This is a genomic window from Aequorivita sp. IT1183 (assembly GCF_058068265.1).
The window spans coordinates 298,226-319,195 of the sequence record NZ_JBYRHS010000001.1 but is presented as its reverse complement, the minus strand read 5'-3'; the positions used below and the strand labels follow the sequence as shown (position 1 = coordinate 319,195).

Annotated in this window: 16 protein-coding genes and 5 tRNA genes; 9 read left to right on the top strand and 12 right to left on the bottom strand. The window is 36.7% G+C overall.

Features of this window, described 5'->3' with window-relative positions:
* Positions 1 to 69 precede the first annotated feature (69 nt).
* Both AC3RVF_RS01370 and AC3RVF_RS01365 read right to left on the bottom strand, forming a co-directional pair.
* Positions 70 to 432 (bottom strand): YraN family protein, encoded by a 363-nt coding sequence (locus AC3RVF_RS01370; RefSeq protein ID WP_489690425.1) that lies wholly within the window; start codon positions 430 to 432, stop codon positions 70 to 72.
* Between the two features lie 28 nt (positions 433 to 460).
* Positions 461 to 1,360, bottom strand: a complete 900-nt coding sequence (locus AC3RVF_RS01365; RefSeq protein WP_489692583.1) for a S66 peptidase family protein — start codon at positions 1,358 to 1,360, stop codon at positions 461 to 463.
* A gap of 62 nt (positions 1,361 to 1,422) precedes the next feature.
* On the opposite strand from AC3RVF_RS01365, the gene metG reads away from it, so the two are divergent.
* The 5 genes from metG (at position 1,423) to AC3RVF_RS01340 (ending at position 9,079) form a co-directional block, all read left to right on the top strand.
* Positions 1,423 to 3,498, top strand: a complete 2,076-nt coding sequence (metG, locus tag AC3RVF_RS01360; protein WP_489692582.1) for a methionine--tRNA ligase — start codon at positions 1,423 to 1,425, stop codon at positions 3,496 to 3,498.
* Between the two features lie 95 nt (positions 3,499 to 3,593).
* On the top strand, positions 3,594 to 5,027 hold the full coding sequence (locus AC3RVF_RS01355) for a hypothetical protein (protein ID WP_489692581.1): 1,434 nt from the start codon (positions 3,594 to 3,596) through the stop codon (positions 5,025 to 5,027).
* Positions 5,028 to 5,029: 2 nt separating this feature from the next.
* Positions 5,030 to 7,171 (top strand): Tex family protein, encoded by a 2,142-nt coding sequence (locus tag AC3RVF_RS01350; RefSeq protein ID WP_489692580.1) that lies wholly within the window; start codon positions 5,030 to 5,032, stop codon positions 7,169 to 7,171.
* Between the two features lie 109 nt (positions 7,172 to 7,280).
* Positions 7,281 to 8,174, top strand: a complete 894-nt coding sequence (locus AC3RVF_RS01345; protein ID WP_489692579.1) for a DMT family transporter — start codon at positions 7,281 to 7,283, stop codon at positions 8,172 to 8,174.
* The gene (locus AC3RVF_RS01340) at positions 8,174 to 9,079 is read left to right on the top strand and encodes a histone deacetylase family protein (RefSeq protein ID WP_489692578.1); all 906 of its coding nucleotides are present in this window, start codon (positions 8,174 to 8,176) and stop codon (positions 9,077 to 9,079) included. The genes AC3RVF_RS01345 and AC3RVF_RS01340 overlap by 1 nt, the downstream gene beginning before the upstream one ends.
* A gap of 48 nt (positions 9,080 to 9,127) precedes the next feature.
* Here the strand turns inward: AC3RVF_RS01340 and AC3RVF_RS01335 are convergent, their stop codons facing one another.
* The 8 genes from AC3RVF_RS01335 to recQ all read right to left on the bottom strand — a co-directional run bounded on the left by AC3RVF_RS01335 (position 9,128) and on the right by recQ (position 14,629).
* The gene (locus tag AC3RVF_RS01335; protein WP_489690433.1) at positions 9,128 to 10,228 is read right to left on the bottom strand and encodes a slipin family protein; all 1,101 of its coding nucleotides are present in this window, start codon (positions 10,226 to 10,228) and stop codon (positions 9,128 to 9,130) included.
* A gap of 436 nt (positions 10,229 to 10,664) precedes the next feature.
* A tRNA-Lys gene (locus AC3RVF_RS01330) sits at positions 10,665 to 10,734 on the bottom strand.
* A gap of 6 nt (positions 10,735 to 10,740) precedes the next feature.
* A tRNA-OTHER gene (locus AC3RVF_RS01325) sits at positions 10,741 to 10,800 on the bottom strand.
* Between the two features lie 167 nt (positions 10,801 to 10,967).
* Positions 10,968 to 11,039: transfer RNA gene (locus AC3RVF_RS01320), tRNA-Phe, on the bottom strand.
* Between the two features lie 48 nt (positions 11,040 to 11,087).
* A tRNA-Asp gene (locus AC3RVF_RS01315) sits at positions 11,088 to 11,160 on the bottom strand.
* Between the two features lie 4 nt (positions 11,161 to 11,164).
* Positions 11,165 to 11,245, bottom strand: a tRNA-Tyr gene (locus AC3RVF_RS01310).
* 15 nt (positions 11,246 to 11,260) lie between these two features.
* Positions 11,261 to 11,812, bottom strand: a complete 552-nt coding sequence (locus AC3RVF_RS01305) for a tetratricopeptide repeat protein (RefSeq protein ID WP_489690434.1) — start codon at positions 11,810 to 11,812, stop codon at positions 11,261 to 11,263.
* A 738-nt stretch (positions 11,813 to 12,550) separates the two neighbouring features.
* Entirely contained in the window at positions 12,551 to 14,629 is a 2,079-nt protein-coding gene (gene recQ, locus AC3RVF_RS01300; protein WP_489690435.1) for a DNA helicase RecQ, read from the bottom strand.
* Positions 14,630 to 14,859: 230 nt separating this feature from the next.
* Here recQ and AC3RVF_RS01295 point away from each other — a divergent pair, with 230 nt between their 5' ends.
* On the top strand, positions 14,860 to 15,708 hold the full coding sequence (locus tag AC3RVF_RS01295) for a carbonic anhydrase (protein ID WP_489692577.1): 849 nt from the start codon (positions 14,860 to 14,862) through the stop codon (positions 15,706 to 15,708).
* A 195-nt stretch (positions 15,709 to 15,903) separates the two neighbouring features.
* On the opposite strand, the gene AC3RVF_RS01290 is transcribed toward AC3RVF_RS01295, so the two are convergent.
* Positions 15,904 to 16,239, bottom strand: coding sequence for a single-stranded DNA-binding protein (locus tag AC3RVF_RS01290; RefSeq protein WP_489690437.1), 336 nt, complete (start codon positions 16,237 to 16,239; stop codon positions 15,904 to 15,906).
* Between the two features lie 282 nt (positions 16,240 to 16,521).
* Between AC3RVF_RS01290 and AC3RVF_RS01285 the strand changes: the two genes are divergently transcribed.
* Entirely contained in the window at positions 16,522 to 17,103 is a 582-nt protein-coding gene (locus AC3RVF_RS01285) for a TMEM175 family protein (protein WP_489692576.1), read from the top strand.
* Positions 17,104 to 17,123: 20 nt separating this feature from the next.
* Here the strand turns inward: AC3RVF_RS01285 and AC3RVF_RS01280 are convergent, their stop codons facing one another.
* Positions 17,124 to 17,585, bottom strand: a complete 462-nt coding sequence (locus AC3RVF_RS01280) for a CBS domain-containing protein (protein WP_489690439.1) — start codon at positions 17,583 to 17,585, stop codon at positions 17,124 to 17,126.
* A gap of 176 nt (positions 17,586 to 17,761) precedes the next feature.
* Between AC3RVF_RS01280 and AC3RVF_RS01275 the strand changes: the two genes are divergently transcribed.
* On the top strand, positions 17,762 to 20,131 hold the full coding sequence (locus AC3RVF_RS01275; protein WP_489692575.1) for a M28 family peptidase: 2,370 nt from the start codon (positions 17,762 to 17,764) through the stop codon (positions 20,129 to 20,131).
* Positions 20,124 to 20,930 (top strand): NAD(P)H-binding protein, encoded by an 807-nt coding sequence (locus AC3RVF_RS01270; RefSeq protein ID WP_489692574.1) that lies wholly within the window; start codon positions 20,124 to 20,126, stop codon positions 20,928 to 20,930. The genes AC3RVF_RS01275 and AC3RVF_RS01270 overlap by 8 nt, the downstream gene beginning before the upstream one ends.
* Positions 20,931 to 20,970: the final 40 nt, after the last annotated feature.

Here is a 20,970-nt window from a genome sequence, read left to right as displayed (position 1 = left end):
TTTTCACTGAAGTTAGGGAGGTCGATTTTTCCCTTCTAAAATTACAGAAATGATAAAGAAGAATCTCTTTCAGAAATGATAAAATGCATTCTCAAAATGCTCTAATTTCTCTATTTTTTGGTTTTTCAGAATTGCAATAATATCGAAGCGCACTTCCACATTTAGCTCATTCGAAATAACATATTCGTTAGCCGCTTTCACCAAATTTTTAATTTTACCGGGAGTTACAAAACTTTGCGGGTCTCCAAAAAAGTCGCTGTTGCGAGTTTTCACCTCTACAATCACGACGGTGTTTTCTTCTTTTTGGGCAATGATATCAATCTCTGCTTTATCAAAATAAAAATTACGGTGTAAGATATTATAACCGTTTTTCAATAAATATTGAGCGGCTAATTCTTCTCCTAATTTTCCAAGTTCGTTGTGACTGGCCATATCATTCCCCGCGAAGGCGGGGATCTTTTTAATTAAAACTTAAAGTTACTTTAGAATTCTGAATTTCTAAAGATATTTTTCTTCCCAAAATCAAAGCGCGATTATCTGGAATATGCCCAGCTGGAAAGTTAAAACATACGGGATAATTATAATCTTTTACTGCATCCAAAATTATATCCGCTGCAGTTTTTCCGAAGGGAATTGTGTTGTCATTCATCTGCGTCATTCCGCCAACAATTAATCCCCTAAGATTTTCGAGCATTCCGTTGCGTTTTAAATTCATCATCATTCGGTCAATATGATACAAGTATTCGTCTAAATCTTCAATAAACAGAATTTTTCCATCGGTGTTTATCGCAGACTTACTTCCGCAGAGCGAATAGAGAACGGAAAGATTTCCGCCAATTAATTCACCAGAAAAAGTTCCGAGTTTAGCGCGAGAATCTGTGTTTTCAATCTTTATGCTGTAATCTTCCCCAAACAAAACCTGCCGAATAGATTCTCTGGTTTCTTCAGTTTTCTTTTCAATTTCCAACGGCATCTGCGCGTGTAAGGTTTCAACTCCTAAATTGTGAATATGTGAGTGTAAAACAGTAATATCACTGTAACCAACAATCCATTTCGGATTTTTTTTGAAATCTAAAAAGTCTAATTCATCGATAATTCGAACTGTTCCATAACCGCCGCGAGCGCACCAAATTGCTTTTATATTTGGATTGTCCAACATTGTTTGAAAATCTTCAGCGCGCAAATCATCGCTTCCCGCAAATTGATTTTCTTCGGCACCGATGGTTTTCCCTAAAACGGTCTTTAAACCCCAACTTTCTAGTAATTGAAGTGCGGGAAGTAATTCATCTTTAGAAATCTTTCGTGCCGTGGAAACTATGGCAACGGCATCACCTTTTTGAAGTCTGTTTGGTGTAATCATGAATCTATTTAAACCCACAAATTACTACATTTATATGTACTTTTGTTGTCTCAAAAAAAATTATGGATCAAAACCCAAACAGGTATACAATTACCGCCGCTTTGCCATATACTAACGGCCCCGTTCACATTGGCCATTTGGCGGGCGTTTATGTGCCAGCAGATATTTACGCACGTTATCAAAGACTTCAAAATAAAGATGTTGCCTTTATTTGTGGTAGCGATGAACACGGCGTGCCTATTACTATAAAAGCAAAAAAAGAAGGTATTACACCACAGCAAGTGGTAGATAAATATCACGCAATTATCAAAAAGAGTTTTGAAGACTTCGGAATTTCTTTTGATAATTATTCGCGTACTTCTGCGGAAATACATCATAAAACTGCTTCAGAATTTTTCAAAAAACTCTACGAAGACGGAAAATTTATTGAGGAAGTTACCGAACAATTATATGACGAAGAAGCCAACCAATTTTTGGCAGACCGCTTTATAGTTGGTACTTGCCCAAAATGCGGTTTTGAAGAAAGCTATGGCGATCAATGTGAAAACTGTGGAACCAGCCATAATGCTATGGATTTGATAAATCCGCGAAGTGCCATTTCTGGGAATAAACCTATTTTGAAAGAAACAAGACACTGGTTTTTACCCTTGAATGAATACGAAGATTTTCTAAAACAGTGGATTTTAGTAGACCATAAAAAAGATTGGAAAACCAACGTTTACGGCCAGTGCAAAAGCTGGATTGATGACGGTTTACGCCCGCGTGCAGTAACTCGCGATTTGGATTGGGGAATTCCAGTGCCAGTAGAAGGAGCCGATGGGAAAGTGCTTTACGTATGGTTTGATGCACCTATTGGTTATATTTCTTCAACTAAAGAATGGGCAGAGCGCGAAGGCAAAAATTGGGAAGATTATTGGAAAGACGATAAAACCAAAATGCTTCATTTTATAGGGAAAGACAACATCGTTTTTCACTGTATTATTTTCCCAGCAATGTTGAAAGCGGAGGGAAGTTACATTCTTCCTGAAAACGTTCCGGCAAACGAATTTTTGAATCTTGAAGGCAACAAAATTTCGACCAGTAAAAACTGGGCGGTTTGGTTACACGAATATTTGGAAGATTTTCCAAATCAGCAAGATGTTTTGCGTTACACTTTAACTGCAAACGCACCAGAAACAAAGGATAACGATTTTACGTGGGCAGATTTTCAAGCGCGAAATAATAACGAATTGGTTGCCATTTTCGGAAATTTCATAAATCGCGTAATGGTCTTGACAGACAAATATTACGAGGGAATTGTGCCAGAACCTTCAACATTTTCAGAAATTGACGAACAGACTTTATCTGAATTAAAAGCATACCCCGCAGTAATTGCAAGTTCAATTGAGCGCTACCGTTTCCGCGAAGCACAGGGAGAATTGATGAATGTTGCCCGTCTCGGAAACAAATATCTTGCAGACGAAGAACCGTGGAAAACCATCAAAACTGACGAAGAGCGCACCAAAACTGTTATGTATGTCGCACTGCAGATTGCATCAGCTTTGGCTGTTTTAAGCGAACCGTTTTTGCCCTTCACGTCTGAAACACTTAAAAATATGCTCAATGTCCGTTCGAGCGGAGTCGAGAACTCTTTGAGTTGGAACGATGTTTCTTCGAAATCGGAACTTTTAAAACCTGGGCACAAAGTAAATAAAGCCGAATTACTTTTCAGCAAAATAGAAGACGAACAAATTCAAACACAATTAGACAAACTACAAGCCAGTAAAAAGATGAATGAAATTGCCAACAAAAAAGTAACTCCACAAAAAGAAACTATTCAATTTGACGATTTTACAAAACTCGATATGCGAGTGGGAACCATCATTGAAGCTGAAAAAATGCCAAAAGCAAATAAACTTTTAGTGCTAAAAGTTGATACCGGAATTGATGTGCGAACTATTGTTTCAGGTATTGCAGAAAGTTTTAAAGCTGAAGATATAATAGGCAAAAAAGTTACAGTTTTGGTAAATCTTGCGCCACGCGCACTTCGTGGCGTAGAAAGCCAAGGAATGATTTTAATGACTGAAAACGCCGAAGGTAAACTTGTTTTTGTGAGTCCGGGGGTAGAAGGGGTTGAGAATGGAGCGACTATTAATTAGAACATTGTAATAAATCTTTATCCATGACTTTTAGAATTACGATTTTACTTCTCTTATTCTTAGGTTGCTTTAAAAGCTTTTCCCAAAATGAGGTTTTGTCTTTGAAAATTGATGATAATACTTCAATGTTGCCACGATCAAAGGAAGGGTTTAACTTTTTGAATACCACAAATGGGGATTTGTTGATTGTAATGATTGATAGGAAAATGGGTTTCGCTAATCTTTTCGATAAAGATTTTAACGAAAAAGGTGCCATAACATTCGACCCTCCAAAACACGAGAACATATTAGGCTATAAAATCATTGGGAACACTTATGAAATTTTGTTTTCAAATAATTCTAAGAATAAATTTGAGATACTAAATATCGATTTTGATTCTAAAAATGTTTCAGAAAATAAATTCAAATTTGATTTTGATGATGAAAAATATCTTGAGACCGTTCATTACAATAACCAGTTATTTTTGTTTACTTCAACTAAAGAGAATGTGTTTATTATAAGAGAATTAGGCGAGGATGGATTTAAAACATTAAAGTCTTTTCAGATTGAAAATCGTATAGAATCTTTTTTTGATCATGTATTAGTTAGTTTAAACCCAACTACTTCCGACCAATTTTACGATGTAAATCGAAAACAAAAACTTTTAAAGCGAGAGCAATTATTTGGAAGTTTAAAATCAAATGTTACCAAAATTGATAATCGTGTTCCTAATGCAATTGAGCAAACAGCTCAAAATAACAAGCTCTATCAAAAGGATAATTTAATTTACTTAACTATTGAAGATGGTGATAACCTTCAGACAATATTTTATAAAATAGATTTAGATGACCTGAGTATGGAACAGGCTATTTATGAATATCCTAAAGGTAGAATCTGGGATTTCAAAAAATACAATTCCTTTATTCTGGATGATAAAATATTTCAATTGGGAATTAATAAGGATGAAATGAAAATCTCTGTAAAGAATTTTGAAGGCGAAATTTTAAAAGAATTTTATATAGAGAAAAACCAACCAATCAAATTTAAGAATTCCCCAATCATTCAGGATGGTCAAACATTTGTTCCTTTCGTGAACCACCGTGAATTAGAAGAAACTTCTCAGTATTTGCGAAAGGTTTCATCTGGAAATATTGGTTTGACTGGGTATAAAGATGGCGACCTTTATTTCTTCACAATTGGCGGCTATACTGAATCGTCTGGCGGTGGGGGCGGTATGATGATGATGGGCGGCGGTTATGGTTTTACAGGCTCTACAACTGGTGGTATACCAATAGTTCAATATCAGAGTCCTACTTATTATTCCTATTCTACCTATACTTCAACAAAATCAACATTTTTCAACACACATTTAGATGCTGATTTTAATTACGTGGCTCAAGAAGAAAGCGAGAACATCTTTGATAGAATTAAGGAATTCAAAAAGGTAATTCAATACGAATCTGCTGAAGATGTTTTCATTCACGATGGTAAAGTATACTTTTCATATTATAATTTGAAAGAAAAATTATTAAAGATTATTGAAATGTAATTATGCCAGATTTTTTAATATCTTTTATTACTTCCCAAACCCAACTTCCTCTAAAAAGCGTACAAAACACTGTAAAGCTTTTAAACGAAGATTGCACCATTCCCTTTATTTCACGCTACCGAAAGGAACTTACAGGAAATTTGGATGAGGTTCAAATTGGCGATATCGTAAAGTTTAAGGAGCAATTTGAGGCAGTTGAAAAGCGAAAACTTGCAATTCTAAAATCTTTAGAAGAACAGGAGGTTTTAACGGCCGAACTTCAGAAAAAAATTGAAGAAGCAACAGATTTAATCGCTTTGGAAGATTTGTATTTGCCGTACAAAAAGAAGCGAAAAACAAAGGCCGACACGGCGCGAGAAAATGGTTTAGAGCCGTTGGCAAAAATTATAATGGCGCAAACTAGAAGTATTTCAAGTTCTGAAATTTCTTCGCTTGCATTAAAATATGTGAAGGGAGAGGTGAATTCTGAAGATGACGCGTTGGAAGGCGCGCGCCACATTATTGCTGAATGGATAAACGAACGTACCGACATTCGGAATATGTTGAGAAACGAGTTGGAACGTTTCGGAGCGATTTCAACTAAAGTAGTAAAGAAGTATGCAGACGACGAAAAAGCGCAGAAATTCCGAGATTATTTTGAGTGGAACGAAGCTTTAAACCGAATTCCTTCACACAGATTGCTTGCAATTCTTCGTGCAACTTCCGAAGGATTTATTCGTCAAAAAATAGAAGTGGATGATGAAAAGGCACTTTCAAAAATTGAAGATCGCATTATAAAATCGAAAGATGCAGCTTCCAAACAAATAAAACTTGCGATTGAGGATAGCTATAAACGGCTGTTATTTCCGGCACTTTCAAACGAAGCGCTCACTATCGCAAAGGAAAAAGCTGATGAAACCGCAATCAACGTTTTCGCCAAAAACTTAAAACAACTTTTGCTGGGTTCGCCTATTGGTGAAAAGCGTGTTTTGGCGATTGACCCAGGTTTTAGGAGTGGTTGCAAAGTGGTTTGCCTCGATGCTCAGGGCGGTTTACAACATAACGAAACTATTTATCCGCACGCGCCAAAAAACGACGCCACAGGCGCGATGAAAAAGATAAGCTCGCTAGCCGATGCTCACAAAATTGAAGCAATTGCAATAGGTAACGGAACGGCTTCGCGAGAAACGGAACAATTTATAAAACGAATTCACTTTAAAAATCCAATACAGGTATATGTGGTGAGCGAGGCGGGGGCTTCAATTTATTCAGCATCAAAAATTGCGCGAGATGAATTCCCAAATTATGATGTTACCGTTCGCGGTTCAGTTTCCATCGGCCGCCGATTGCAGGATCCGCTTGCAGAATTGGTAAAAATTGATGCTAAATCCATCGGGGTTGGTCAATATCAGCACGATGTGGATCAGGCAAAATTGAAAAGTTCGTTGGATATTTCGGTGGAATTATGTGTTAATGCAGTGGGTGTAAATATAAATACCGCTAGTGTCCCGTTGCTGAGTTACGTTTCTGGAATCGGCCCAAAATTAGCTGAAAATGTAGTGCACTATCGTGAGGAAAATGGCGCATTTGCTTCACGAAAAGATATATTGAATGTTCCGCGTTTGGGAGGAAAAGCTTTTGAACAAGCAGCTGGATTTCTTCGAATAAAAAATGGTAAAAATCCGCTGGATGATTCTTCTGTGCATCCCGAAAGTTATTCGGTTATTTCACAAATGGCGAAGGATGAAGGTGTAAAAGTTATAGAATTATTAGGGAATAAGGCATTGCTTCAAAAAATAAGTCTTGAAAAATACGTAACCGAAAAAACGGGTCTTCCAACTTTAGAAGATATTATTAAAGAACTTGAAAAACCTGGAATTGATATTAGAGAAGAGGCTAAAGTTTTCACTTTCAACCAAAATATAAAAACAATAACCGATTTACAGGAAGGACAATTGTTACCGGGAATTGTAAATAACATTACTAATTTCGGCTGTTTTGTGGATGTTGGGATAAAGGAAAGCGGCTTAATTCACGTTTCAAATTTAGCAGATGCGTACGTTTCGGATGTTAGCGAGCACGTGCATTTACACCAGCAAATAATTGTAAAAGTGCTTGAAGTGGATGTTGTGCGAAAGCGAATTCAACTAAAGCTTCACAAGTAATTAAATTTAGGGTAAATCTGTTATTCTTCTGTTTATAAACTGGCTTTTATCGGTTTATATAGATTAATTTTGCCGCTTTTATAATTAATCTCTTCTATATTTTATTTTTATGACAAAGCCCAGGATTGCCCTTGTCATTGGAATTATTTGTATTTCTATTTTTCCAATTTTGGTAAAATTAAAGTTATCACCTGCCATTGTTTCTGCGTTTTATAGAATGGCTATAGCCGCTGCCGTTTTGGTACCCTTTACCTTTATTTCGGGGAAATTTAAATTTCCTTCAATAAAAATGCTATTACTAACCATTTTATGTGGTTTTATATTTGCTTTGGACGTTGCGGTATGGAATATTGCCATCCAAGAATCCACGGCTACCCAAGCAACCCTACTTACAAACCTTTCCCCCGTTTGGGTTGGGATTGGTGCGTTTTTCTTCCTAAAAAATAAACCAACAACTAATTTCTGGATAGGCACCGCAATTGCCATTTTCGGGATGATAACCCTTGTTGGCTTCCATTTTTTTGTAAACCTGGATTTTGATCTTGCCTTTATTTTTGCAATCCTTTCTGGCGTTTTTTATGCCATATATATGTTGGTGAGTAAATTTGTGCTTTATGATGTTGAAGTACTACCTTTTATAACCCTTAGCACCTTGTCTTCTGCGGTTTTCTTGGGAATACTCAGCTTCACAATAAATGAACCTTTTACAGGTTTTGCTGAAATGGGTTGGATTTCCTTACTAATTCAAGGATTAATATGCCAATTAGCCGCTTGGCTGTTGTTGGGCTATGCTACCAAACATATGCGCGCAACACGTGTTTCCGTTAGTTTGTTGGGACAGGCAGTTTTAACGACCATCTTTGCTTGGATGTTTATAAATGAAGAAGTGACCCTACAAATGATTGTTGGAGGTATTATTTTACTGTTTGGAATTCGCATTACTTTTTATTCAAAGAAGTTGGGTTTTAGTACTTTTGTAAAAAAGTCTCCTAAAACTATTTAGTGCTCAAGGTCGCATTCCACCCAATTTATAAATACTCATTGCCAGAAGGACACCGTTTCCCGATGGAAAAATATGAACTGCTGGCACAACAGCTTTTGCACGAAGGTACTTGCACTGCTGAAAACTTTTTTGAGCCTGAAATTCTTTCTGAAGAAAATATTCTTGCAGTGCACACTAAAAAGTATTTCAATAGTTTACTGAATCTTACTGTGGAAAAAAGTGCTGCCCGAAAAATTGGGTTTCCACTTTCCGAAACTTTGGTTAAAAGAGGAAGAGTTATTTCGCAAGGAACGATTGATTGTTGTAAATATGCTTTAAAATATGGTATTGCAATGAATATTGCTGGTGGCACTCACCATGCCTATGCAGATCACGGCGAAGGCTTTTGTTTGCTGAACGATCAGGCTATTGCAGCACGATTTCTTCTTAAAAATTCCACTTTCATTAAAAAAATTCTTATTGTAGATTTGGACGTGCACCAAGGAAACGGAACAGCTAAGATTTTTGAGAATGATAATTCAGTTTTTACCTTTTCTATGCACGGCGCGGGCAATTATCCGTTTAAGAAGGAAAAAAGTGATTTAGACATTGCCGTTCCCGATGGCAGTGGTGATGAATTATATCTTCAGAAATTAAAAGAAACTTTGCCAAAGTTACTTGAAGAACAGCAGCCAGATTTCATCTTTTATTTAAGTGGAGTAGATATTTTGGAAACCGACAAATTGGGAAGGTTAAACTGTACTGTTGAAGGGTGCAAAGAACGCGATCGCTTTGTGCTGCAATTATGCAAAGATTTACAAATTCCGGTTGAGGTTAGTATGGGCGGTGGTTATTCTCCAGAAATTAAAACTATTATTGATGCGCATGCAAACACGTTTCGAATGGCGCAGGAGATTTTCTTTTGAATTATAAAAAAGAAAGGCCGTCCTTTAAGACGACCTTTTTATAGTAGGTTATTTGCCTGAAGCAAATATTTCCTTTAGCTGCTTTACCATACCTCCGTTTCCAGAAACTGTGATTTCACCAATTTTATCGGCGATGTTTTCAACAAATTCCATCTCTTTCAATTTGTAAAGCATTTCGTTTTCTTCCATCAACTTGGCAGTGTTTAGTAAGCTTCGGGTAGAAGCTGTTTCTTCACGCCTGCTAATTACGTTGGCTTGTGCTTTCTTTTGCGCTACCAATACTTGGTTCATAATATCCTTCATTTCACCGGTCAAAATTACATCACGGATACCGCAGTTTAATATTGCTACACCCAACTTGGCCGCGGCTGTTTTTGTGTCTTCAAACACAGCATTCGCAATTTGCGCTTTGTTTTCCAAAAGCTCATCAAGTGTATATGTCCCCACGTAGGCACGCAAGGCTAACTGCAATGCAACGTACAATTGTTTTTCAAAATCTTTGTTGTCCAACAACGCTTTCTCAACATCAATTACTTTGTATTGAGTGTCGAAGTTGATACGGATTGCTGCTTTGTCTTTGGTCAACAATTCCTGTCCGGAGACTTCAAGTTGCAATTGACGCAAATCTACTTTTGCAATTTTGATGGTTATGTCGTTCTTCCAGAAACGGTATGTACCGCTTTCCAAAGTTTTTACATACACATCGTCCACAATAAAAACGGCTTTTTCAAAAGCTGCTGCTTCAAAAATCCTGATATACTTGCTCAATTCAGGGTTGCTGAAAAGTGCTTTATCAATTTTCTCTGTTATGTAGATTTTACTTAAATCTACAGTTGTGAATTCGTATTCCTTCAAACCTTTCCAAAAAGCATAACGTCCAGACTTTAATACTTGGTTGAACCTTCCGCTTTTGTAAACCAAAACCAATTCGTTATCCTTCACCTCAATTATGTGAAGCATAGCTTTTAGTTTTTCGTCTTTCAGCAAAAGTTCCAATTCCTTCGGTGCGTTAAAGACACTTGCCATGCGGTATTGCAGCACCGAATTGCCAAAACCCAACCAGTGGACTCCTTGAGTGATTACCCCTTTGTAATCACCATTTTTAAAAACCAATCCGACGTTTCCAGCGTTGATTCTTACTCTTTTCATTATTTCTACATTTTTAGTTCTACATTAATTAATTTGACAGCGCCCGTCAAGGCATGTCCACTTACTTTTCAAGCTACCGGTGCTGCTTTTGGGTAAGTTTATTTTGGGTGCTTTTTAAAACACTTTTATTACTTAAAAAGAAAACAGTAAAGGGAAATCGTCCTTCCGGCACGGAAATACTGAGAATTTAAAAAGAAATCAAATGGTTTTATGCGAAGGGATACGCTGAATTAATATTCAAAAAAATGAATACTAATTTCAAAAGAACCCGATTGCGAAAAGCAACTGTTTTCTGTTTTTAAATTTGTCAGTATTTCAAAGTACGTTTTGGACTGTTATTACTTCCGAAGAAATAACAACCGATTTGTCCTTTACTATTTTCATCACAATTTTACAGCGTGACAGGCTGGTGGTCTTTTTTAAAAGTTGACCTACTTTCATGGAATGGATTATGAGTCCACATCCTGCGTTAAAAGCGCAGTGCTCTACCAACTGAGCTATCCCGATTGTGCATCGGGAACCGGAATCGAACCGGTGACAGCTACTTCTGTTGTTCTAACCGCTGAACTACCTCAAACCGAATTGAGTGTGGGATTCGAACCCACGACTTACAGAGTGCGATTGTTTTTTGGATAACAACCAATCCTTCAAATCAAGTTGGATATAAAACCGCGATGCATTTCTGCAACGGTTTATACAATGGTGCTATAATGAAACACGCAACAAGACTTGCTTGATGTGGAATAGACAGGATTTGAACCTGTATCTCCGGATTTTCAGTCCGGCGCATAGACCAACTTTGCTACTGTTCGTTTTTTAAATTCCAAAAATCTGCAACCTGCAATTTGAAATCAATTCGCAGTACCGATGGGACTCGAACCCATACCTTCCCCATAGACAGTGGGGCGCTCTAGCCTTTGAACTACGGTACTATTGTGGGAGCAATAGGATTCGAACCTATTCAGCATTTGCAGCAGATTTACAGTCTGCCCCGGATCTCCAGCTCCGGCGTGCTCCTATAAAACCGCTCCATTATTTATTGGAGCGGTTTGTCTTTTTCTCCTTTCTTTTAGTTTTACTTTTTTTCTTTGCCTTCCTTTTTTTCGGAAGTTTCTTCTTTACCCGTTCTATTTCGCTTTCGGCGAAAGTTATAAGGTGATTGTTTAAGCCCAATTTTAGTCCACGCTTGTAAGCTTTCAGTGCTTTTTTATTGCGTTGTTGCGCTTCAAAAAGCTGGCCTTGCAACAGGTTTAGCAATGCTTTGTCCGCACCTTTTAATAGTAATGCGTAGTCCAATACTTTTTGCGCTTCGTCAAAATCCTCATTACGAATCAATGTGTAAACGTAATCTGGATAAATCTTTGGAAGCTCCATTTTACTAGCAACTGCGGCTTCAAAATATTGCTTGGCGGTTTCATAAGCTCCTAATTGATCTGCTTGTAAATTTGCCATTAAGCACAATGCCTGTACATTTTTGTCGTCATAAGACAAGGCATAATTTAAGGCTTCAATGGCTGTTTCCAGTTCAAAAGGATATGCGTCTAAGGCTTTAAACAAATAAATGTTTTGTGTATTTGTGTCCATTACGGTTAATTGTTAAGTGTTTTTCAGAATAGGTTCTGAATTCTTTTTTGCAACCGTAACGAAGAGAGATATGTCAAAAAAAGACATAAAAAAATCCGAAACAGTTGGTTCTGCTTCGGATTTTCATAGGAGTACTTTTGTATTAACTATAAAATTTCCGAAGCTGGTTCTCTGGAGAATCATCCATCCAGTTTTGTTCCTTGGCGTGTACTAGGTAAAACATAGCTTCTAGTTTAGTAATTATTAATTTTTGCTTTGCAGTTGAAAGTTTCTTTCTCTAAAACTGCGGTGCAAATATTAAATGCTTTTTTGAAATACGCAAATAAAATGTCAATTTAATAAATTGACTGTCAGTTATATAGCTTAAAATTTAAGAATGGGAATACCTGTTCGATTTTTCACGAACTTTGGAATAATCTGCAACTTACTGTCTATCATTTGCTTATTATTCAACCGCTATTTTGCTTATCTGCTTTTCAAATACATTTAATTTTTTAAAAAAATCTATAAAAAAAGGCGCTCGATGTTTCGAGCGCCTGAAAATATCTTTTTATATGTGCTAAATCACTTCAAAAAATAATAACATAACGCTCCATATCGTAAAAATGAATCATCCATTTTGCGATATTCTGGCTGAAAAATCAGACCTGTTGGTGCAGTATATAAATTAGTGTTTAGCATTATGTTGCAAATATGAGGTATTTTTTATCTAATTTCCAAATGTTTAGCCATTGGATTTTACAAATACAACCCCAATTTTATCTTCCAATACGGTAGTTTCTCTTCGAAATATTCGAAATAGGGTTTTAGTGCTTCCGGATTTTCAAGTTTGTTTTCTGCTTCTTTTATCTTCTTAATTTCAGCAGTTGTAATGAATTGCGAAAAGTCGAAATCACTTCCCAATTGATGCATTTTTATAAAATGTCCGTATACTGAATCTTCCGAAAGACCACGTTGAGCTGCAATTTCAGCAGGTGAAAATTTTTCTTGCGTAAACATTTTGTAGCTGCGTTCGTGCGTAGGCAAAATACTTTCCGCATTATCTAAATGGCGATTTATAACTTTTAGAAAATCGTCTGCATATTTATCAAGTTTCGCTTCTCCAACCCCCGAAATCTCCGCAAATTCTTCGCGGTTTCTTGGCTTTTTATGCTCCATATTTTCTAAAGCTGCATCGCTGAAAACGATATATGCTGGCATACCTGCCTCTTGCGCTAGTTTTAATCGAAGCGTTTTTAATTTTTCAAATAGGTCTGCTCGTTTTCGAGTAGTTTTTTCTGTTTTTACTTTTTCCGTTTCCTTAATTACTTTTGCCAAACGCACTGTTTTATCTTCATACAAAACTTGTTTTGAGAATGGAGTGAGCAGTAATCTGCCGTTTTCGTGAAAATGAATTTGTAAAATTCCTTGATTTAAAAGTTGAATAATATACTGTTGTAAATCAATCCAGGAAATTTCTTTTGCGGCGCCAAAAGTTTTAATATTTTGGTAGCCTTTATCGTATACCTGTGCGTTTTGCGATCCACGAAGTACGTCTAAAACCATCCCCAGCGCTTCTTGTTCCTGTAATCTGGCTACTGCAGAGCATACTTTTTGTGCGATGAGTGTTCCGTCAAAATATTTAGGCGGAGTTTTGCAGATATCGCAATTGCCGCAATCTTCTGTAATGTGTTCACCAAAATATCCGAGTAGCGCTTTTCTTCTGCAACTTAATGCTTCAGCATATTGTTGCATTCTTTCAAGTTTGGCTAGTTGGTAGGCTTCGGTTTCGGTGCCTTCGGCAAATTTCCGAAGCATAATTACATCAGCAAAACTGTAAAAAAGTAATGTATGAGCAGCCAATCCATCTCTTCCGCTACGGCCAATTTCCTGATAATATCCTTCAAGATTTTTTGGCATATTATAATGGATAACCCAACGCACATTACTTTTGTCGATTCCCATACCAAAGGCAATTGTTGCTACAATAATTGGTGTTCGGTCGTTCACAAAATTTTCTTGAATTGTACTTCGTTCTTCCGAAGAAAGTCCTGCGTGATAAGCCTCTGCCACATGACCCTTAGATTTAAGTGTTGCCGCTAATTTCTCGGTGCTTTTTCTGCTCAAACAATATATAATACCACTTTGTTTTCCGCGCTTGGCAATAAAGTTTAGAATCTGCTGATTGCGATTTTGACCCGGCCGAACATCTAAATAAAGATTGGGTCTGTCAAAGGAAGCAATACATGTTTTTGCTTTGGGAATGGAAAGTTGGTTGGCAATGTCTACACGAGTAGGTCTATCTGCAGTAGCCGTAAGCGCGATTAAAGGAACATTTGGAAATTGCTCTTTTACACTTTTAAGTTGTGTGTAGGCAGGGCGAAAATCGTGACCCCAACTGGAAATACAATGCGCTTCATCTACGGCGAAAAGACTTATTTCAATCGAATTCAGAATAAAATTCAATTGCGGAAGACTTTCGGGAGCTACATATAGCAATTTTAAATTTCCGTTTTGCAGATCTTTTAAAACCTGTTGTTGCTCATCATAAGGTTGTGAACTATTGAAAAAAGTAGCAGAAATTCCGTTTGCTTTTAAAGCGTCCACTTGATCTTTCATCAAAGCAATTAATGGCGAAATTACAATCGCCGTTCCTTCCAAAGCCAATGCTGGCAATTGAAAACAAAGCGATTTACCACCGCCTGTTGGCATTATGGCAATAGTGTCTTTTTTATTTAATACGTTATTTATGATTTCTTCCTGATTTGGAAGAAACTTGTCGTAGCCGAAATGTGTTTTAAGCAGTTCGAGCATATTTGTCTTGGTGGTTGTTTCCATTTTTGCAAAAATAATGATTCAAATTTTAAGAAAAGAAAGCTCCCGCAAAAAGAGAGGGCTTGTTTAACAGTTATTTTACTTACTCTTCATCTTTATAAAACCTGTGCGAACGATGATTACTATCAAATTCTCGTATTAATCAATTTGTTAACGTATTTTTATATGGCATGATTGAAGTGAAACTATGTGCCAAACTAATAATAGTATAGTGAATTTATAATTTTAAACAAATGAAAACCCAAAACCAAATGAAATCAAGAATAAAAACAAAAGGAAATAAAACAATCAAATTTATAACAGTAACGGCTATTGCTTTATTCTTGACAATTTCAATAACTTCATGTAATAGTGATGATGATAATATTAATGAAGAAATATGTTTTGAACATTTTAATTATGACGATACTACACATGAAGGTCCAGCAAATTGGGCAAATTATTGCGTGACAGCTGGAGTGGTAAACGAATGTGGTAGTACAGTTAGGCAATCACCTATTAACATTGTGAATTCTATTGATGACACTACTTTGTTAGCTTTATCTACAACCTATAATAATTCAACTACAGATATTATTAATAATGGGCATACAGTACAATTTAATTACAATGGAGCAGCAACCTTAAATTTTGAAGGAGAGGTTTATTCTCTAATACAATTTCATTTTCATTCAGAAAGTGAACACACTGTTGCAGGTACACACCATCCATTAGAAGCGCATCTGGTACACGCAAGTATTTCAGGTAACTTAGCTGTAATTGGTGTTTTCTTTGACGAAGGGGAGGAAAACACATTTTTAACTCAATTCATGGCAAATTTACCAACACATGAAGACGATACTTACTCAGATGTAAGCCTAAGTTATAATGCTTTAAGCTTATTGCCAACAGAGCATAATTATTTTAACTATAACGGGTCTTTAACAACTCCTCCATGTTCTGAAATTGTAGAATGGATTGTTATGGAAACTCCCTTAGAAGCGTCTCAAACACAAATAAATGCGTTTTCAAGTATTCTACATGATAATTTTAGACCAGTTCAACCTATTGGTGGAAGGACAATTGGACATTATATAGAATAAAATATTCCTAAGTTTGCTTAGGCACTATCGCCGTTCCTTCCTGAGTTGGAAGAAATTTGTCGTAGCCGAATTGCGTTTTGAGCAAATCGAGAATATTTCGGTGAGTGGTAGTTTTCATTTTTTGTGAAAATTGCGATTCAAAATTTAAGAAAAGTAAGCCCCCACAAAGAGTGAGGGCTTGATTAGCTAGTCTATTTATTTACTCCCCAGCATGACTAGCTCATTGCATACTACTTCTGTAATATATTTTTTGTTACCCTCCTTATCGTCATAAGATCGGGAGGTTAACTTTCCTTCAATTGCTACCTCTTTTCCCTTGGTAACGTAACTTTCAATGATCTCGGCTGTTTTTCCCCACGCAACCACATTGTGCCATTGGGTATCTGTAATCTTTTCACCTTTTTGATTTTTGTAGGTTTCGTTTGTAGCAATACTAAACTTTGCCAATTTTTTTCCGCCGTCAAGATTTACAATTTCTGGGTCGTTTCCCAAGTTTCCAATCAACTGTACTTTGTTTCTAAGTGTGCTCATAATTTCTAAAATTTAATGTCTGCCCGATGGCAAACGCGTTAAACAATTGATACTATCGAACTATATTTTATTCGACAGGACAAACTTACATTGGCTTCCAAATTCTAGTTGGTTGTTACTTATTTACTTTCGTTTATAGTTGTTTGTAAGCGTTTGTAATTGAATAAATAACTTTTAACTTATTGATAAACAATTAGTTATAATTTCAAAAAAAATAAATCATTTTTCCGTAATTTGAACTGTTGAAAAGAGATAATTTAAACCCATTCTTAAAAATTGGTTATGAACAGCAACAGATTAGAAGCATTTAGCGATGGTGTACTCGCAATTATAATTACCATTATGGTTCTGGAATTGAAAGTGCCACACGGTACAGATATAGAGTCATTAATACCTGTGTTGCCCGTTTTCTTGAGTTATATTCTGAGTTTTATTTACGTGGGAATTTATTGGAACAACCATCACCATATGATGCATACTGTGCAAAAAGTAAATGGAGCGATACTATGGGCCAACCTTCACTTATTGTTTTGGCTCTCATTGATTCCTTTTGTAACGGGATGGGTGGGTGAAAATCATTTTGCCGAATTGCCAATGGCACTTTATGGCGGAGTACTTTTAATGGCTGCGATTGCCTATTTCATTTTACAGCGAAGTATATTGGCCGTACAAGGAAAGGATTCAATTTTGAATAAAGCCTTAGGAAAAGATATAAAGGGAAAAGCCTCGCCAATAATTTATGGCGTAGCTATTATTAGTTCATTCTATAGTACATGGATTGCGGGAGCGCTCTATATTTTGATTGCGTTATTGTGGTTAATACCTGATAAACGGATAGAAATTATTTTTAAAGCCAGAGAATAAGCCAGCATTAAATGAGTAGATTACCAACTTTGACCCTTCAAAGCCATGGCAGCGCGCAGCACATCACTCTGACTAATCTGTCCGGCAAGTTTACCATTCTCTAAAATAGGAAAACGACGATGTTTTGATTCTAAAAACTTATTAGCAGCATCCAAAACATTCATTTCGCCATCAATGGTATCTACGTTTTTAATCATGTGTTTTTCCACTTTTACGTCTTCCACTGGGTGGTTGTGATATCGTGCATCACTCAGTTCTTTCAAGCAATCTCCTTCAGAAATAATTCCTACTAATTCATTTTTTTCGTTTACAACGGGACCACCAGAAATCCTTTTTTTCAAAAGTATTTCCATAACCTCCAGAATGGATTGTTCGGGTCTAAATGTAATTAGGTTGCGAGTCATATAATCGGAAACTTTTACTTTTTCCGAAGAACCTTTTTGGGGCTTTGCCCGTCTGCCAATAAAACTTTTTATACCCATAATATCAAATTTTTGCGAACTTCTAATATAATCATTTTTATTAAACAAAATTATTATGGCTTTAGGCTATTGAATAGTTGTGTTATTCGCTCTTGAATGTTGCGGCTTCAATAGTCCGTTACCGTTTAACTTAACACGATTAAAATTGTACTTTTATCAACTTAAACTAACCAACCATGAAAAAACTTGGCGCCATCCTTTCATTGCTGCTTATAATTGCATTTGTCTATTACAGTTTTTATGGATTGATGCCGCATTACGATGAAAATGAAACGCCCTCTGCCACTGAGTTTTCCGTAGATAAGGCACTAGAGCCTTTAGCCATAATTTCAAAAAAACCACACTATTTAGGTTCCGAAGGTCATGAAGAAGTTTGTAAATTATTAATTTCTGAATTAGAGAAGTTAGGTCTCGAGCCGCACATTCAAGAAGGGTTTAGCCTAAATCCAGAATCTAAAACGCTAAACAAACCCATAAATATTGTTGGCCGAATAAAAGGGTCTGAAGACGGCAAAGCACTTTTGCTATTATCTCATTACGACAGCGCACTTGTACCATCTTTTGGCGCGAGCGATGCCGGAAGTGGGTTGGTTACAATTTTGGAAAGCGTCCGCGCTTATTTGGCTTCAATAGAACAACCTAAAAACGATATTATAATTCTTTTTTCTGATGCCGAAGAAATTGGGTTGGACGGTGCAAAACTTTTTGTGAACGAACATCCTTGGGCAAAAAAAGTAGGCTTGGTGCTAAATTTTGAAGCGCGTGGCACGAGCGGCCCAAGCAATATGATTTTAGAAACCAACGGCGGAAATTCAAATTTGGTGAAAGAATTTATAAAAGCAAACCCAGATTTTCCGGTGGCTTCTTCGTTAATGTACAGCGTTTACAAAATGCTTCCGAACGATACAGACTCCACTGTTTTTAGGGAAGACGGCGACATCGATAGTTTTTTCTTCGCCTTTATTGACAGCCATTTTAATTATCACACAGCCAACGATAACATGTATCATTTATCTTATAACAGCTTAGCGCACCAAGGCAGTTATTTGCTACCATTAATGCATTATTTTGGCAACGCTGATCTCTCAAAAATGAAGTCGGATACGGACGATGTTTACGTAAACGTGCCGTTGGTAAAAATGATAAGCTACCCATTTTCGTGGATTTTGCCGATGCTCATTTTGACGACTTTACTATTTATAGTTTTAATTTTTTACGGACTCCACAAAAGAAAACTGAATGGTAAAGCCATCGCGCGGGGCTTTCTTCCGTTTTTATTTTCGTTAATCGTTTGCGGCGTTCTTGGGTTCTTCGGCTGGAAATTGATTTTGGCACTTTACCCGCAGTACACCGAAATTCAACAAGGTTTTACCTATAACGGGCATTGGTATATTGCGTTTTTCGTTTTCCTGTCGCTGGCAATTACGTTTGCTATTTATAAAAAATGTACTCAAGAATTTAACGAGTCTTCCTTTTACGTTGCGCCACTACTTTTTTGGCTTTTAATAAATGTAGCAGTTTTTATTATTCTGAAAGGCGCTGCGTTCTTTATAATTCCTGTGTTTTTTGGGTTGGTGTCGTTTTTTGTAATGCTTCGGCAGGAACGCCCAAATCTTTTAGCAATGGCGCTTTTGGCAGCTCCGGCGCTTTTTCTTTTTGCACCGCTTATTCAGTTTTTCCCCGTAGGGTTGGGCTTAAAAATGCTCGTTATTAGTTGTGTTTTCACCGTGTTGCTTTTTGCGTTGCTTTGGCCAGTTTTCGGTTATTATAAAATGAAAGATTTACTTTCAATTTTGTGTTTGCTACTTGCGGTACTTTTCTTCGGAATAGCGCATTCAAAAAGTGATTATTCCGGAGAAAGAAGAAAGCCAAACAGCCTTGTTTATTACAAAGACGCAGATGCAAATAAAACGTATTGGCTTACATACGATAAAGAAATTGACGAATGGACCCAACAATATCTAGGTGAAAAACCCAAAAATGCTTCCGAGGTTATAAATAAAGCAGCGTATAATAAATACGGTGCAAATTTTAGTTATGCAGCTTCAGCACCCAAAAAAAATATTCCAGATTTTGAAGTGATTTTAGAGAATGACACTTTAATTGAAAACCTTCGGAACATAAAATTTATTATTGTTCCAAAGCGAAATGTGAATAAAATAGATTTATACCCTGTGGGCAATACAGTTTTTAAATCTTTGGAATTTAATGGGCAAACCATGCCAATTTCAAAAGTATCGAACGACTATCGCGGAACGGAGAATAATGCGCTTATTAATTATTATGTTTCCAAAAATGATTCTTTAAAAGTGAAGTTTTCCGTAGAAAAAGATGCGGCGGTTTCGTTTAAAGTAATGGAATATTCTTTCGATTTAATGACGAATCCTGAATTTGAATTAGCCAAACGTCCCGATTACACGATGCCAAAACCATTTATAATTACGGATGCGATTGCTGTAAAGAGAACTTTTTCAATTGATTCTTTAAAAAAGAAAGTTTCAGATACGCTTATAATAAATCCTCAAAATAATATTGAAAATGAATAAAAATATCGCAATCAGTGGCCTAGGATGGCTCGGACAACCTTTGGCCTATCGTTTAGATATGCTGGGCTATTCTGTAAAAGGTTCGGTAACCACAATTGAAAAAGCCACTATGCTACAAAATAGTGGTTTTGAAGCCTATCCTTTGGAGATTTCAGAGAGCGGAGTTGCGGGTGAAGTGCAAGCCCTGCTAAAAAATGTGGATTGTTTAATGATAATGATTCCGCCCGGACTGCGAAGGAACACGGGCGCAGATTACGTTTTAAAAATGACTCATTTTTTGGAAGCAATAAAGCAATCTGCGGTCAAAAAAATAATTTTGGTTAGCAGCACTTCGGTTTATGACGATTCGCAGGGAAACGTTACTGAAATGGACGAGCCAAAACCCCAAACCATTGCCGGAAAGCAATTGCGGCAAGTGGAAAAGTTATTTATTAATTCGGAAGAATTGCATACTACCGTTGTGCGTTTTGGCGGTTTGATAGGAGGGAGCAGAAATCCCGCAAAATATTTAGCGGGGCGAAAAGATTTAAGCGACGGCAATGCGCCGGTAAACTTAATTCACCGTGATGATTGTATCAATATTTTAGTTGAAATTTTAAAGCAAGATGCCTTCGGAAAAGTCTTTAATGCTGTAAATCCAAACCATCCTAAAAAATCCGACTACTACATTCAAAAAGCAAAAGAACTCAATTTGGAACCGCCATCCTTTGCAGAAGGAGATGCCAATGAAATTTTTAAGCAGGTGGATTCGGAGAATTTGAATACTATTTTGAATTATTCATTTAAAACGTCTATTTAGTTTATGTCACGCTGAGCTTGTCGAAGCGCCAATCATAAGG